The organism is Saccharothrix espanaensis DSM 44229 (assembly GCF_000328705.1).
GTDB classification, from domain to species: Bacteria; Actinomycetota; Actinomycetes; order Mycobacteriales; family Pseudonocardiaceae; genus Actinosynnema; species Actinosynnema espanaense.
In genome coordinates this window covers 115,305-128,889 of sequence record NC_019673.1, presented here as the reverse complement: position 1 = coordinate 128,889, position 13,585 = coordinate 115,305, and the positions used below count along the sequence as shown (strand labels likewise).

Below are 13,585 nucleotides of genomic sequence, written 5' to 3'. Positions count from 1 at the left end.
CTCCCCCTCAGTAGGCGAACGACAGCACGTCGTCGCCCTTGTCGGCCGACCCGCCGGCACCGTCGTCGGGTTTCTCGTCGGGCAGCACGCCCGCGACCCCGCCGCGCACGTACCGGCGCATCAGAAACACCTCGACGCACGCCAGCAGGCCGTAGACGGTCGTGAGCGCGATCAACGAGGTGAGCACCTCGCCGACGGTCGAGTTCGACACCGCCCGCGCGGTGAACATCCACACCCCGTCCACGCCGGTCGGGTTGGGCACCACGACGAACGGCTGGCGGCCCATCTCGGTGAAGATCCAGCCGAAGCTGTTGCCCAGGAACGGCGTCGCGATGCTGCCCAGCGCCAACCACCGGAACCAGCGCCCGCCCGGCACCGCCCGGCCGCGCCGGATCAGCCACAGCACCAGCAGCCCGGTGGCCGCCGAGATCGCGCCGAAGCCGATCATCAGCCGGAAGCCCCAGTAGGTGACGACGAGGTTCGGCACGTAGTCGATCGGCTTGCCCGACAGCTCGCCCAACCGCTCGTCCACCGGGTAGTTCGCGCCGTACTTCTCCCGGTACTCCGGGACGAGGTCCTCGATGCCCTTCACCTCGGTGCTGAAGTCGTTGTGCGCCAGGAACGACAGCAGCGCGGGCACGGTGACGCTCTTGACGTTCTCGCAGTCCGGCCGGGTCACGTCGCCGACCGCGAACACCGAGAACGACGCCGGCGACTCGGTGTGGCACAGCGCCTCGGCGGCGGCCATCTTCATCGGCTGCTGCTCGAACATCAGCTTGCCCTGGAAGTCGCCGGTGATCGCCAACCCCGAGAACGCCACGACGCCGACCCACGTGCCGAGCTTCACCGACGAGCGCCACACCGGCCCCTCGGCCGACTTGCGCCACAGCTGCCAGGCGGCGATGCCGACCAGGAACGCGGCGGCCACCGCGAACGCGCCGAAGATCGTGTGCGGGAAGGCCGCCAGGACGGTGTTGTTGCCCAGCACCGCCCAGATCGAGGTCAGCCGGGCCCGGCCGTCCACCAGCTCCGCGCCCACCGGGTGCTGCATCCACGAGTTCGCGGCCAGGATGAAGTAGGCCGACGCGATCGTGGCCAGCGAGAACGCCCACGCGCAGGCCAGGTGCACCTTGCGCGGCAGGCGGTCCCAGCCGAAGATCCACAGGCCCAGGAAGGTCGACTCGACGAAGAAGGCGACCAGGCCCTCCATCGCCAGCGGCGCGCCGAACACGTCGCCGACGAACCGCGAGTAGGCGCTCCAGGTCATGCCGAACTGGAACTCCTGCACGATGCCGGTCACCACGCCCATGGCGAAGTTGATCAGCAGCAGCTTGCCCCAGAACTTGGTCATCGCCAGGTACTTGCGGTCCCCCGTGCGCACCCAGGCCGTTTGCATCCCGGCGACCAGCAGCGACAGCCCGATCGTCAGCGGCACCATCAAGAAGTGGTAGACGGTGGTGATGCCGAACTGCCACCGCGCCAGATCGAGAACTTCCACGACCACGACGCTAGGTCGGCAGGGGGTTCCCGCTCAGGTACGACGGTCCCGTGGGTACCGGGACCAAGGTCCCCCGGTGCGGTCGGCGTCACGTCGACCTGCACCGATGCGTGCACTACGATGAGTCTCGCCAGAGGGGAGTAGTTCCCGCGACCGCGGCTGTGCCGAGCGGTCCGGCGAGGTGATCGACATACTGGTCCGTCTTCGAACGGATCCGGTCCCTCACCCGGTCTTCACGACGGGCGAACGAGACCTCCGGCCGGGCAGTGCATCACGCCCGGTCGGGGTCGTGCTGCCTCCGTCCGGGATCCACCGGACGTGGAGGTACCCGTGGCACCGGAACTCATCGCGCTCTTCACGGCGTTCGGCGTCATCTTCCTCGCCGAACTGCCGGACAAGACGATGGTCGCCACCCTCGTGCTGACCACCCGCTACCGGGCCTGGCCGGTGTTCGTCGGGGTCACCGTCGCGTTCGCCGTCCAGTGCGTGGTGGCGGCGACCTTCGGCGGGGTGCTGACCCTGCTGCCGGACCGGCTGGTCGCCGGGATCGTGGCCCTGCTGTTCGGCGTCGGGGCGTTCCTGCTGCTCAAGGAGAGCTTCGCGGCGGACGACGAGGAGTCGGCCGAGTCGGGTAGTGGCGGCGCGGTGACGTTCCGCCGGGCGGCGCTGACGTCGTTCGGCGTGCTGTTCGCGGCCGAGTGGGGCGACGCGTCCCAGCTGGCCACGGCGGCGCTGTCGGCCCGCTACGGCGCCCCGGTGTTCGTGGGCGTCGGCGCGTTCCTGGCCCTGGTCGTGGTCGCCGGGATCGCCGTCCTGGTCGGCCGCAAGATCGCCGGCCGCATCCCCACCCACCTGATCCAACGGGTCAGCGGCGCGATCTTCGCGGTGTTCGCCGCGGTGGCCGCGTGGCAGGCGATCATGGGCTGACACCACCCGCCGGCACGGACGGGTACTACCGTCTCGGCAAGCGGTCACCGGGAGGAGCCCCATGCTGGAGCAGGTCGCGGAGGGCGTGCTGGTCCACCAGAGCGAGCTGCTCCGCAACAACGCCGTCGTCGTGCAGGGCCGGGCGGGCGTGCTGCTCGTCGACCCCGGGACCACCGGCGACGAGCTGGCCTGCCTGGCCAACGACCTCCGCGAGTCGGGCCGGCCCGTCGTGGCGGGCTTCTCGACGCACCCCGACTGGGACCACGTGCTCTGGCACGGCGGGTTCGGCGACGCACCCCGCTACGGCACGGCCGGCTGCGCGGCGTTCCTCGGCGAGCTGCTGGCGACCGAGGACTGGCGGGCCCGCGTCGCCGAGGGGCTGCCGCCGGAGATCGCCGAAGAAACACCGCTGGACCTGTTCGGCCTCATCACCGGACTGCCCGCCGGAACCGCGCGGATCCCGTGGGACGGTCCCGAAGTCCGGATCGTCGAACACCCGGCGCACGCCCAGGGTCACGCGGCGCTGCTGGTCGGGGAAAGCGGTGTGCTCATCGCCGGCGACATGCTTTCCGACGTCCTGGTCCCGTTCCCCGACCTGGGTGCCGAGGACCCGATCGGGGACTACCTCGACGGGCTGCGGCTGCTCGACGGCGTGGCGGCCGACGTCGAGGTCGTCATCCCAGGTCACGGCTCCGTCGGCGGAGCCGGCGAGGTACGCGCGCGGATCGACCAGGACCTGGCGTACGTGCTCGCCCTGCGCGACGGCCGCACACCCGACGACCCGCGCATCGGCCCCTTGGCCACGTTCGGCCGGGATTGGCTGCCGGACGTCTGCGAATGGCAGCTCCGGCAGCTCGCCGAAAAGCGCGGCGGGACGCCCGGATAGCAGGTCCGGGACACCGCCGGAATTCCATCGCGCGCGATTCGTGGAATGGTCGGTCAATTCCACGGAACGGCGCTCCCCGGGGTCACCGCAGCGCGTCGGCGACCTCCTGCGCCGCCCGCACCACCTGCGGTCCGACGACGTCACCGTCCAGCTTCTCCAGGGCCACCACGCCGACGCTGGCCCGCAGGCCCGGCACCCCGCGCACCGGCGCGGCCACGCCGAACGCCCCGGGTTGCAGCTCGCCGGTCGAGTGGACCCACTGCCGGCCCTCCACCGAGAGCCCGATCGCCTTGCCCGCCGCGCCCCGGTGCACCGGGTGGCGCGAGCCGACCCGGTAGGCCACGTGGTAGGCCGTCCAGGACGGCTCCACCACCGCGACCGCCTGGGCCTCGGTGCCGTCCGCGACCGTCAGGTGCGAGGTCGCGCCGACGTGCTCGGCCAACGTCCGCAGCGCGGGTTGGGCGGCCAGCCGCAGCTGCGGCAGCACGTTGGACGCCAGCCGGAGCACGCCCAGCCCGAGCCGCACCTTCGACCCCTCGCGCCGCACCAGGCCGCGCGACTGCAACGGCACCAGCAGCCGGTAGACCGCCGCCCGGGACGCGCCGATGGCGGCGGCGAGCTCGCTGATCGACGGTGCCTCCGACTCGGCGTCGGCCACCGCCTGGAGCAGGGCCAGGCCCCGCTCCAGGGTCAGCGAGCTCTCCTTCGACCCGGCCGGTACCGGCAGTCGGCCGCGCGGGTCGGGTCTGCCCACCGGTCGCCCTACCTTTCCGTGTCGGCGGGCGCGATCGTGCCGACCACCTCGGCCAAGCCGACCAGCGAGCCGTGTTCGCCGGGGGCCGTCGCGGTGATCCGCACCGTGTCGCCGTCCTCCAGGAACGTCCGGCCGCCGTCGACGTCGACCTGTTCCTTACCTCCCCAGCTCAGCTCCAGGAAGGAGCCGCGCTCGTCACGGGAGGGACCGGAGACGGTGCCCGACGCGATCAAGTCGCCCGGCCGAACGGTAGCGCCGTTCGCCGACAGGTGCGCGAGTTGCTGCGCGAACGTCCACGACATCTCGCGGAACGGCGGCTTGGAGACCAGCGTCCCGTTCCACTCGACCTCGAGCCGGACGTCGAGCCCCCACGGGCGTTCCTCGACCAGGTAGGGCAGCACGTCGTTGCCCAGCGGCGGCGGCGTCACGCGGGCGACCGCGAACGCCTCCAGCGGGGTGATCCACGCCGAGATCGACGTGGCGAACGACTTGCCCAGGAACGGCCCGAGCGGCTGGTACTCCCACGCCTGCACGTCGCGCGCGGACCAGTCGTTGACCAGGGCCACGCCGAACACGTGGTCCACGGCCCGCGACGGCGTCAACCGCGACGCCACCGGCCCACCGCACACGAACCCGACCTCGGCTTCGATGTCGAGCCGCTGCGACGGCCCGAACACGGGCCCCTCGGGCGTCTTGCGCTGCCCGTGCGGCCGGACGACGGGCGTGCCGGAGACGACGACCGTCCCGGCCCGCCCGTGGTAGCCGATCGGGATGTGGGTCCAGTTGGGCAGCAGCGGCTCGCCGTCGGGCCGGAAGATCCGGCCGACGTTCTCGGCGTGGTGCCGCGACGAGTAGAAGTCGACGTAGTCGGCGACCTGGAACGGCAGCACCTCGCCGCCCAAGGCCGCCAGGACGGCCCCACGCGGCGCTGAGGCCGCCGTGACCAGTTCCAGCACCCGCGCCCGCAATTCGCTCCACGCGGGCCGCCCTGCGGCCAGCAGCGGGTTCAGATCGCCCGCCGACACCAGCGGGGCCAGTGCCCCGAAGTGGTCGGCGATGGGCCGCAGCGGCAACGCCTGGTCGCCGACGCGCACCGCGATGCCGTCGTCGCCGAGCACGCCGTAAGGCAGGGTCTGCGGCCCGAAGGGCGCGTCGGCGACGAACGCCGGGTCTTCGATCCAGGTCACAGGAGGCCCAGTTCTTCGAGGTCGGTGATGGGCTCGTCGAGCGAGCACGAGCCGTAGGAGGCGAATACCCCGCGCACGGCGTGCGCGGCCTGGTCGGACAGCCCCTTGGCCTCGGCCGCGAGCGCTTCCTGGTCCGACGACGACAGCGCTTCCCGCACGTCACCGCCCGACAGGGCGCGCCCGGTGGCCACGAGCAGGTTCAGGAACCCGTGGTGGGTGAACCCGGTCTTCTCGTCGGTGTACCGGACGGCGTGGTGCAGCCCGGCGGTGGCTTTGAAGGCGACGCCGCCCGCGGCGACCACCGACAGGAAGTCGGCGACCTCGTCCGCGCTGGGGAAGTTCTCCCGGGAGAGACCTCCGCAGCGCAGCTTGGGCCAGCTGCCGTGCTCGATGACGCGGCGCACGCCGTCGAGCCACTCGGGGGCGCCCCGGCGGGGCTCCACGACGCGGATCACGTCCTCCGGGACGAACTCGGAGACGCGTTCCAGCCACACCTCGTCCACGTCGGACGGGGCGGGCATCTCGACCATGCGCAGCGCGAGCAGCTCGCTGCGCGACTCGACGATCGACACGGCCTTGGGCACGCCGCCCAGCCCGGTGTCGATGATCAGGGACAGCGCGATGGGCTTCACCGGCTTGACCTTGATCAGTTCGGTGATCAGCTCGGCCAGACGTGACGCGGGACACAGGAACAGCCCGACCGCGCCGGCCCACTCGCCGACCCGCGCGTCGAGGTGACCGCGGACGGCGTCGGGCATGGTCGCGTTGCCCGGCGGGAACAGCGCGGCGTCGTCGACTAGCCGCGCGAGCAGGGGCGGAGTGCCGCGGGGACCGGGCGCACGGAGTTCGAAGGCGCTTGACACGGCTGACACGCTAGTGGTGTACCGGCCAATGAACAAAGATGTCCGACTATCGAACGCCCGGAGTGAACGATGGCGTACTACCGCCAGGTGGGTGAGATCCCCCGAAAGCGCCACACGCAGTTCCGCACCCCGGAGGGCGGGCTGTACGCGGAAGAGCTGATGGGGGTAGAGGGTTTCTCGGCCGATTCGGCCCTGCTCTACCACCGCCACCTGCCGACCGCGATCGTGAACGCGGAGACCGTCGAGGACGTCCGCGGCCCGCTCGCGGCGAACCTGCCGCTCAAGCCGCGCGCTTTCAAGACCCAGGATCTGACCTGGTCGGGCGATGTGGACGCGGTCACCGGCCGCCGCCGCCTGTTCGGCAACCCGGACGTGACGATCGGCTTCGTCACCGCGAACGCCCCGAGCCCGCTGTACCGCAACGCGGCCGGCGACGAGCTCCTGTACGTCCAGTCCGGCGACGGTGTCGTCGAGACCATCTACGGCGCCCTCCCGGTCGGCGAGGGCGATTACGTTGTGTTGCCGACGTCGTGCACGTACCGCGTCGTGCCCCGCAATCCGATGAACATCCTCGTGCTGGAAGCAACGGGTCACATCGGACCGCCGAAGCGCTACCTGTCGGCCAAGGGCCAGTTCCTGGAGCACTCGCCGTACTGCGAGCGGGACATCCGCGGCCCGGTCGAGCCGCTGCTGGTCGACGGCGAGGACGTCGAGGTGCTCGTGCGCCACCGCGCGGGCCTGACCAGGTTCACCTACGCCAACCACCCGTTCGACGTGGTGGGCTGGGACGGCTGCCTGTACCCGTGGGTCTTCCACATCCGCGACTTCGAGCCGATCACGGGCCGCGTGCACCAGCCGCCGCCCGTGCACCAGACGTTCGAGGGCCCGAACTTCGTGGTGTGCTCGTTCATGCCGCGCAAGGTCGACTACCACCCGCTCGCGGTGCCCGTGCCCTACAACCACGCGAACGTCGACTCCGACGAGCTGATGTTCTACGTGGGCGGCAACTACGAGGCCCGCAAGGGCTCCGGCATCGGCGTCGGCTCGCTGTCGCTGCACCCGTCGGGCTGCACGCACGGCCCGCAGCCGGGCGCGGTCGAGGCGTCGCTGGGCGCGGACTTCTTCGACGAGACCGCGGTCATGGTCGACACGTTCCGCCCGCTGGAGCTGGGCGAGGCGGCGCTGGCCGCCGAGGACCCCGGCTACGCCTGGACCTGGGCACGTCGGGGTCCCGACCAGGGGTGATCGACTTTTTGTCGGTGGTCGCCACTACCGTCGGCGGTCATGGACGCACAAGCGGTTCTGGCCCTGGCACCCGACAGCCAGGTGGCGAGCAGCGCCACCCGGCTGGCCGGGTCGTCGGGCTGGTCCGGTTCGGGCCGCAGCGCCGAGGCGCTGTGGGGGCAGTGCAAGGGCAGCGGGCGCACCCCGTACCGGGTGTGCGTCGACCTGGCCGACCGCGCCGCGAAGTGCTCGTGCCCGTCCCGCAAGTTCCCCTGCAAGCACGGCCTGGCGCTGCAACTGCTCGACGCGCGTGACCCGCTGCCCGAGGGCGAGGCGCCGGACTGGGTGGTGGAGTGGCTGGACCGGCGGCAGAAGGTCGCCGCCCCGCCGGACACCTCGCCCGAGGCCGAGCAGCGCCGCGCCCGCGCGAAGGAGAAGACCGCCCGCAACCGGGCCGAGGCGGTGCGCGGCGGCGTCGCGGGGCTGGCCGACTGGCTGGCCGACGTGGCGGCGGCGGGCATCGCCGGCCTGCCCGCGCGGGACGCGGCCTGGTGGCACGCGATCGGCGCGCGGATGGTCGACGCGCAGGCCAAGGGCCTGGCCACGGCGCTGGAGGAGCTGCGCTCGGTGGTCGCGGCGGGCGGCCCGGAGTGGGCGCACGAGGCGGCCGACCGGGTGGGCGGCCTGCACCTGCTGGCGCGGCTGGCCGGCACCGACACCGACGTGGTGCGCCGCCGGCTGGGCTTCTCGGTGACCGAGGAGGAGGTGCGGGCCGGCGAGTCGTGGTCCGACCGCTGGCTGCCGCTGCTGAAGCTGGAGACCGACGACGGCCTGGTGCGCACCGTCCGGCAGTGGGTGTGGGGCCGCGCGCACGGCTGGGTGACGGCGGTCCGGCACGCGGGCGGCGGCACCCGCCCGCTCCCGCCGCTGGCGCACGGCGTCGAGGTGCGGGCCGTGCTGCACCCGTACCCGGGCTCGGCCCCGCGCCGGGTCGCGGTGGGCGACGTGGCGGGCGAGGAGCCGACCAGCCGGTTGGCCGCGCCGCCGGGCTGGCGGGAGGCGCTGGCGGGCCTGGTGGAGACGCTGGAGGCCGATCCGTGGCTGCGGCTGCACCCGCTGGGCTGCGCCGGGGTCCGGCTGACCGCCGACACCCGCCACCTGCTCGACGCGGCGGGCCGCGGCCTGCCGGTGCGCGACGACCAGGCGCTGGACCAGGCGATCGCGCTGACGGCCGGCGACCCGTTCGACGCGTGGGGCCTGTGGAACGGCCGCGAGCTGCGCCTGGGCGCGGTCGCCGAGCCGGGCGGCGCCCCGGAGGTGCTCGGATGAGCGTGAAAGCCGAGTGGGACGACACCGTGCAGGCGCTGGTGATCGGCGCGCACCGGGCCGGGGTGGAGCCGGGTGGGCTGCTGGACCGGTGTGCCGCGCTGGGGGTGGCCGCGCACGCCGCGCGGCTGCCGGCCGTGCTCGACGGGCCGGTGCTGGCCGCCGCGCCCGCGTCCGCCGACCGGGTCGCCGAACGGCCGGCGCGGGCGGTGCTGGCGCAGGTCCTGGCGCTGGACGACCAGATCCTGCTCACCGAGTGGTGCGGGCTGGCGGCCCGGCGCGGGGTCGTCGCGCACCCCCGGGAGCTGCCTGCGCTCCTCGGCCTGGCCACCGGGCACCCCGGCCTGCGGCAGGCGGTCGGCAAGGTGCTCGGCGGGCGCGGGCGGTGGCTGGCCTCGGTGCGGCCGGGGTGGGGGTGGGCGGTCGACGGGTCGGCCGACGAGGTCGACCTGGAGTCGGCGCTGGACCTGCCGGGCACCGCCCGCGCCTCGGCGCTGCGCCGGGCGCGGGCCGCCGATCCGGCGGGCACCGGCGGGTTCCTGGCCGAGCGGTTCGCCGGGCAGCGCCGGGCGACCGACCGGCAGGCCCTCGTCGCCGCCCTGGAGACCGGCCTCTCGGCGGCCGACGAGCCGCTGCTGGAGCAGGCCCTGGACGACCGGGCGATCGGCGTGCACGACGAGGCGCTGCGGCTGCTGCGCGGCCTGCCCGGCTCCCAATTGGCCGAGCGCGCCGCGGAACGCCTGCACCGCGGCCTGTGGCTGACCGCCGACGGGTTCGACGTGCAGAGCGAGGAGCTGTGGACCGAACCCGACCCCGAGCCGGACGAGGCCCGCGACCTGCTGCGCGACGGTTCCGAGACGGGCGTGGCGGGCCGGTTGCGGGGTGCCGCGGCGAGCGTGCCGCCGGGCCACTGGACCGCCCGGCTGGACACCGACGACGCGGGCGCGGCCGTCGAGCTGGAGCGCGGCCCGTGGGCGGCGTCGCTGCTGCGCGGCGTGGCCCAGCGGCTGCGGCTGGCGGTGGACGCCGGGCCGTGGGCGGTCGCCGCGACCCGGACGCTGACCGGCATGGAGCAGTTGGAGATGCTGGCGACGCTGCCCGCCGAACTGGCCGCCCGGACCATCGCCGAGGTGTCCCGGAACTGGAACTACGACCTGCTCGACCACGCCTGCTCGCAACTGCCCGCGCCGTGGTCGCCGGCCGCGACCGAGGAACTGCTGGCGCGCTACACCGACATGCGCGACCCGAGGTGGCGGGCCGGCCGGCCGCCGGCCGTGCTGCTCGCCCGGGGTGACGCCGAGGTGCTCGGCGCGCACTGGGCCGCGATCACCGCCCGGTGGCCCGAGCAGACCGCCGACCTCGACGTGCTCCGCCTGCGGATGCAGCTCCGCGACGCCTTCGCCCCCCGACCGGAAGGACCCCTCCCGTGACCACCGAGACCGTGCTGCGCCCGTCCGCGGAGCACCAGTACGCCGACGAGCTCGAAGCCCTGGTGCGCACGGACGACCGGGCGCGCCCGCCGCGCTGGCGGATGTCGCCGCAGGCCGTGGTGCGGTACGTGCTCGGCGGCACGCTGGCCGACGGCACGGTGATCAGCCCGAAGTACGTCGGCGACCGCCGGCTGGTGGAGATCGCCGTGGGCACCCTGGTCACCGACCGGGCGCTGCTGCTGGTGGGCGTGCCGGGGACGGCGAAGTCGTGGCTGTCCGAGCACATCGCGGCGGCGGTCAGCGGCGATTCGACCCGGGTCGTGCAGGGCACGGCGGGCACCGGCGAGGACTCGGTCCGCTACGGCTGGAACTACGCCCGGCTGATCGCCGAGGGCCCGAGCGAGGCGGCGATCGTGCCGAGCCCGGTGATGTCGGCGATGCGCGAGGGCGCGGTGGCCCGGATCGAGGAGCTGACCCGGATGCCCGCCGAGGTGCAGGACTCGTTCATCACCATCCTGTCGGAGAAGTCGCTGCCGGTGCCGGAGCTGGGGATCCAGGTGCAGGCCGTCCCCGGTTTCACCGTGATCGCGACCGCGAACGACCGGGACCGGGGCGTCAACCAGATGTCGTCGGCGCTGGCCCGCCGCTTCAACACCGTCGTGCTGCCGCCGCCCGCGTCCGAGGACGACGAGGTGCGGATCGTGTCGGCGCGCGCCGCGCAGCTGGGCCGGGCGCTGGAGCTGCCCGCCGAACCGCCCGCGCTGGACGAGGTGCGCCGGGTGGTGCGGATCTTCCGCGAGCTGCGCAACGGGTCCACTGTGGACGGTCGCACCCAGCTGAAGAAGCCCAGCGGCAGCCTGTCGACCGCCGAGGCGATCTCGGTGATCACCAGCGGCATGGCGCTGGCCGGCCACTTCGGCGACGGCACGATCACCGCCGACGAGCTGGCGTCGGGCCTGCTGGGCGCGGTGGTGAAGGACCGCGTGTCGGACACCGCCGCGTGGCGGGAGTACCTGGAGGCCGTGGTCAAGGAGCGCGCCGACTGGCGCGACCTCTACCGAGCGTGCCAGGACCGCTGATGGCGCGTGGACTACCCGACCGGGTCACCCTGCTCGGCATCCGCCACCACGGTCCGGGCTCGGCCCGGATGGTCGAGGCGGCGCTGGCCCGCACGAAGCCCGAGCTGGTGCTGATCGAGGGCCCGCCGGAGGGCGACGCCCTGCTGCGGCACCTGCCGGACCTGGTGCCGCCGGTGGCGCTGCTGCTGCACGACGAGGCGGAGCCGTCGAGCGCCGCGTTCTGGCCGTTCGCCGAGTTCTCGCCGGAGTGGCGGGCCATGGTGTGGGCGCACCGCAACGACGTCGAGGTGCGCTTCTTCGACCTGCCCGCCGCCGCCTCCCTGGCCGAAGCACCGGCCGGCGGCGCACCGACGCGCGAACGACCGGACCGCGACACACCGGACGACGAAACGCCGGATGGCGGCGCACCGGACGACGAACAGCCGGACGGCGGCGCACCGGACGGAGAAGGACCGGGCGGCGAGTCGGCCAGGCCCGTCCGGCCCTCGCTCGACCCGCTGGGCACCCTCGCCGAGGCGGCGGGCTTCGACGACCCGGAACGCTGGTGGGAGGACGTGGTCGAGCACCACACCGACCCGGCGGACCTGGCCGAGGCGGTGGCGGAGGCGATGACCGCGCTGCGCGAGGAGTTCGCCGACGAGGTCGACGCCCGGACCCTGCGCCGGGAGGCCGCGATGCGGCAGAACCTGCGCCGGGCGTTGAAGGACACCGAGGGCGCGATCGCCGTGGTGTGCGGCGCGTGGCACGTCCCGGCGCTGACCGACCTGCCGCCCGCCACCACCGACGCGGCAGCGCTCAAGGGCCTGCCGCGCAAGAAGATCTCCGGCACGTGGGTGCCGTGGAGCCACGGCAAGCTGGCCGCCGAGTCCGGCTACGGCGCGGGCGTCGCCTCGCCCGGCTGGTACGCCCACCTGTGGGAGTGCGCGCCGAAGGGCGACACGGTGGCGCGCTGGTTCTCCCGGGCGAGCGCCGTGCTGCGCGGCGAGGACCTCCCGGCGTCGACGGCGAGCGCGGTGGAGGCGGTCCGCCTGGCCGACACCCTGGCGGCGCTGCGCGGCCGCCCGTCACCGGGCCTGTCCGAGGTGATGGAGGCCGCGAAAGCCGTGCTCTGCCACGGCGAGCAGGTGCCGCTGGACCTGGTCCACGCCCGGCTGGTGGTGGGCGAGCGGCTCGGCGAGGTGGGCGAGGACGTCCCGACCTCGCCGCTGGCCGCCGACCTCAACCGGCTGACCCGGCGGCTGCGGCTGCCGTTCAACGCCACCCCGAGACCGATCCGGCTCGACCTGCGCAAGGACACCGACCGGGAGCGGTCCAAGCTGCTGCGCCGGCTGGAGGTGCTGGGCGTGCCGTGGGGGACGCCGGACACCACCCGGACGCTGGGCACGTTCGCCGAGGCGTGGCAGCTGCACTGGCGGCCGGAGTTCGCGATCGCCCTGGCGACCGCCGCCCGCCACGGCACGACCGTCGAGGCCGCCGCCGGGCACGTGCTGACCCGGCGCTCGGCCGACGCCACCCGGGTCGTGGACGCGGCCGACGCGCTGAGCCAGGCCGTCGGCTGCGAGATCGAGCAGGCGGTCGCCGCCGCCCGGACGGCGCTGGACCGCTGCGCCGCGGCGGCGACCGACGCCCTCGAACTGCTGGCGGCACTGCCGAACCTGGCCAACACCGTCCGCTACGGCTCGGTCCGCGGCACCGACCCGGAGCTGCTGCGGGTCGCCCTGCACGGCCTGCTGACCCGCGGCGCGGTCGGCCTGCCGCTGGCGTGCCGCTCGGTGGACGAGGACACGGCGGAACGCGCGGTGACGGCGGTGGACGGCGCGGACGACGCCGTGCGCCTGGCCGCCGACGAGGACCACCGGGCGACCTGGCGGCGCGCGCTGGAATCCCTGGTGGGCATGCCCGACGCCCACGGCCTGCCCACCGGCCGCGCGACCAGGCTGCTGTGGGAGGCGGGCACCCTCGACTCGGACGCGGTCGCCGCGCGCCTGCACCGCGCGGTCTCCCTGGCGGCCGGCGCGACGGCCTTCGTGGCGGGCTTCCTGCGCGGCTCGGCGGCCCTGCTCACCGCCGACCCGAGGCTGTTCGGCGTCGTGGACGACTGGCTCTCCGGCCTGGCGACGACCGACTTCGAGGCCGCGCTCCCCCTGCTGCGCAAGGCCGTCACCGACTTCACCCCGGCCGAACGCCGAATGCTCGGCGACCGGGTGAAGGGCACCACCGCCACCACCGGCGACACCGCGGACTGGGACGAGGACCTGGCCGCCCGGCTGGCCACCCACGTCCGCGCCCTGCTCACCGCGACCGCCTGACCGCACCGCCTGACCGCACCGCCTGACCGCACCGCCTGACCGCACCGCCTGACCGCACCGCCTGACCGCACCGCCTGACCGCCTGACCGCACCGCCCCGAGA

At 74.1% G+C, this 13,585-nt stretch carries 11 protein-coding genes; 7 read left to right on the top strand and 4 right to left on the bottom strand.

What is annotated here, in order from left to right; translation table 11 throughout:
- Positions 1 to 7 precede the first annotated feature (7 nt).
- Complete coding sequence (locus BN6_RS00625) at positions 8 to 1,498, bottom strand: cytochrome ubiquinol oxidase subunit I (RefSeq protein ID WP_041315812.1); 1,491 nt, start codon at positions 1,496 to 1,498, stop codon at positions 8 to 10.
- A 330-nt stretch (positions 1,499 to 1,828) separates the two neighbouring features.
- Here BN6_RS00625 and BN6_RS00620 point away from each other — a divergent pair, with 330 nt between their 5' ends.
- Together BN6_RS00620 and BN6_RS00615 are read left to right on the top strand one after the other, a co-directional pair.
- Entirely contained in the window at positions 1,829 to 2,425 is a 597-nt protein-coding gene (locus tag BN6_RS00620; RefSeq protein WP_041311535.1) for a TMEM165/GDT1 family protein, read from the top strand.
- Between the two features lie 61 nt (positions 2,426 to 2,486).
- On the top strand, positions 2,487 to 3,311 hold the full coding sequence (locus BN6_RS00615) for an MBL fold metallo-hydrolase (RefSeq protein ID WP_015097573.1): 825 nt from the start codon (positions 2,487 to 2,489) through the stop codon (positions 3,309 to 3,311).
- An 82-nt stretch (positions 3,312 to 3,393) separates the two neighbouring features.
- On the opposite strand, the gene BN6_RS00610 is transcribed toward BN6_RS00615, so the two are convergent.
- The 3 genes from BN6_RS00610 to BN6_RS00600 are packed head-to-tail and all read right to left on the bottom strand — an operon-like array spanning position 3,394 to position 6,115.
- A complete protein-coding gene (locus tag BN6_RS00610) occupies positions 3,394 to 4,065 on the bottom strand; it encodes an IclR family transcriptional regulator (protein ID WP_015097572.1) in 672 nt (223 codons plus the stop codon).
- An 8-nt stretch (positions 4,066 to 4,073) separates the two neighbouring features.
- Positions 4,074 to 5,252, bottom strand: coding sequence for a fumarylacetoacetate hydrolase family protein (locus BN6_RS00605; RefSeq protein WP_041311531.1), 1,179 nt, complete (start codon positions 5,250 to 5,252; stop codon positions 4,074 to 4,076).
- Positions 5,249 to 6,115: a hypothetical protein gene (locus BN6_RS00600; RefSeq protein ID WP_015097570.1), complete on the bottom strand. Its 867-nt coding sequence runs from the start codon at positions 6,113 to 6,115 to the stop codon at positions 5,249 to 5,251. The genes BN6_RS00605 and BN6_RS00600 overlap by 4 nt, the downstream gene beginning before the upstream one ends.
- Positions 6,116 to 6,184: 69 nt before the next feature.
- Here BN6_RS00600 and BN6_RS00595 point away from each other — a divergent pair, with 69 nt between their 5' ends.
- Genes BN6_RS00595 through BN6_RS00575 form a run of 5 tightly spaced genes read left to right on the top strand, consistent with a single transcriptional unit; the run spans position 6,185 to position 13,483 of the window.
- The gene (locus BN6_RS00595) at positions 6,185 to 7,360 is read left to right on the top strand and encodes a homogentisate 1,2-dioxygenase (RefSeq protein WP_015097569.1); all 1,176 of its coding nucleotides are present in this window, start codon (positions 6,185 to 6,187) and stop codon (positions 7,358 to 7,360) included.
- A gap of 39 nt (positions 7,361 to 7,399) precedes the next feature.
- A complete protein-coding gene (locus tag BN6_RS00590; RefSeq protein ID WP_015097568.1) occupies positions 7,400 to 8,668 on the top strand; it encodes an SWIM zinc finger family protein in 1,269 nt (422 codons plus the stop codon).
- Entirely contained in the window at positions 8,665 to 10,095 is a 1,431-nt protein-coding gene (locus BN6_RS41450; protein ID WP_015097567.1) for a DUF5691 domain-containing protein, read from the top strand. Before BN6_RS00590 ends, BN6_RS41450 begins: the two co-directional genes overlap by 4 nt.
- Positions 10,092 to 11,174 (top strand): ATP-binding protein, encoded by a 1,083-nt coding sequence (locus BN6_RS00580; protein ID WP_015097566.1) that lies wholly within the window; start codon positions 10,092 to 10,094, stop codon positions 11,172 to 11,174. Before BN6_RS41450 ends, BN6_RS00580 begins: the two co-directional genes overlap by 4 nt.
- Positions 11,174 to 13,483 (top strand): DUF5682 family protein, encoded by a 2,310-nt coding sequence (locus BN6_RS00575; RefSeq protein ID WP_015097565.1) that lies wholly within the window; start codon positions 11,174 to 11,176, stop codon positions 13,481 to 13,483. Before BN6_RS00580 ends, BN6_RS00575 begins: the two co-directional genes overlap by 1 nt.
- The last annotated feature ends 102 nt before the right edge of the window (positions 13,484 to 13,585 follow it).

Coding starts and splice junctions, on each gene's coding strand:
- BN6_RS00615 (WP_015097573.1), top strand. CDS start 2,487: ATGCTGGAGCAGGTCGCGGAGGGCGTGCTGGTCCACCAGAGCGAGCTG.
- BN6_RS00595 (WP_015097569.1), top strand. CDS start 6,185: ATGGCGTACTACCGCCAGGTGGGTGAGATCCCCCGAAAGCGCCACACG.
- BN6_RS00590 (WP_015097568.1), top strand. CDS start 7,400: ATGGACGCACAAGCGGTTCTGGCCCTGGCACCCGACAGCCAGGTGGCG.
- BN6_RS41450 (WP_015097567.1), top strand. CDS start 8,665: ATGAGCGTGAAAGCCGAGTGGGACGACACCGTGCAGGCGCTGGTGATC.
- BN6_RS00575 (WP_015097565.1), top strand. CDS start 11,174: ATGGCGCGTGGACTACCCGACCGGGTCACCCTGCTCGGCATCCGCCAC.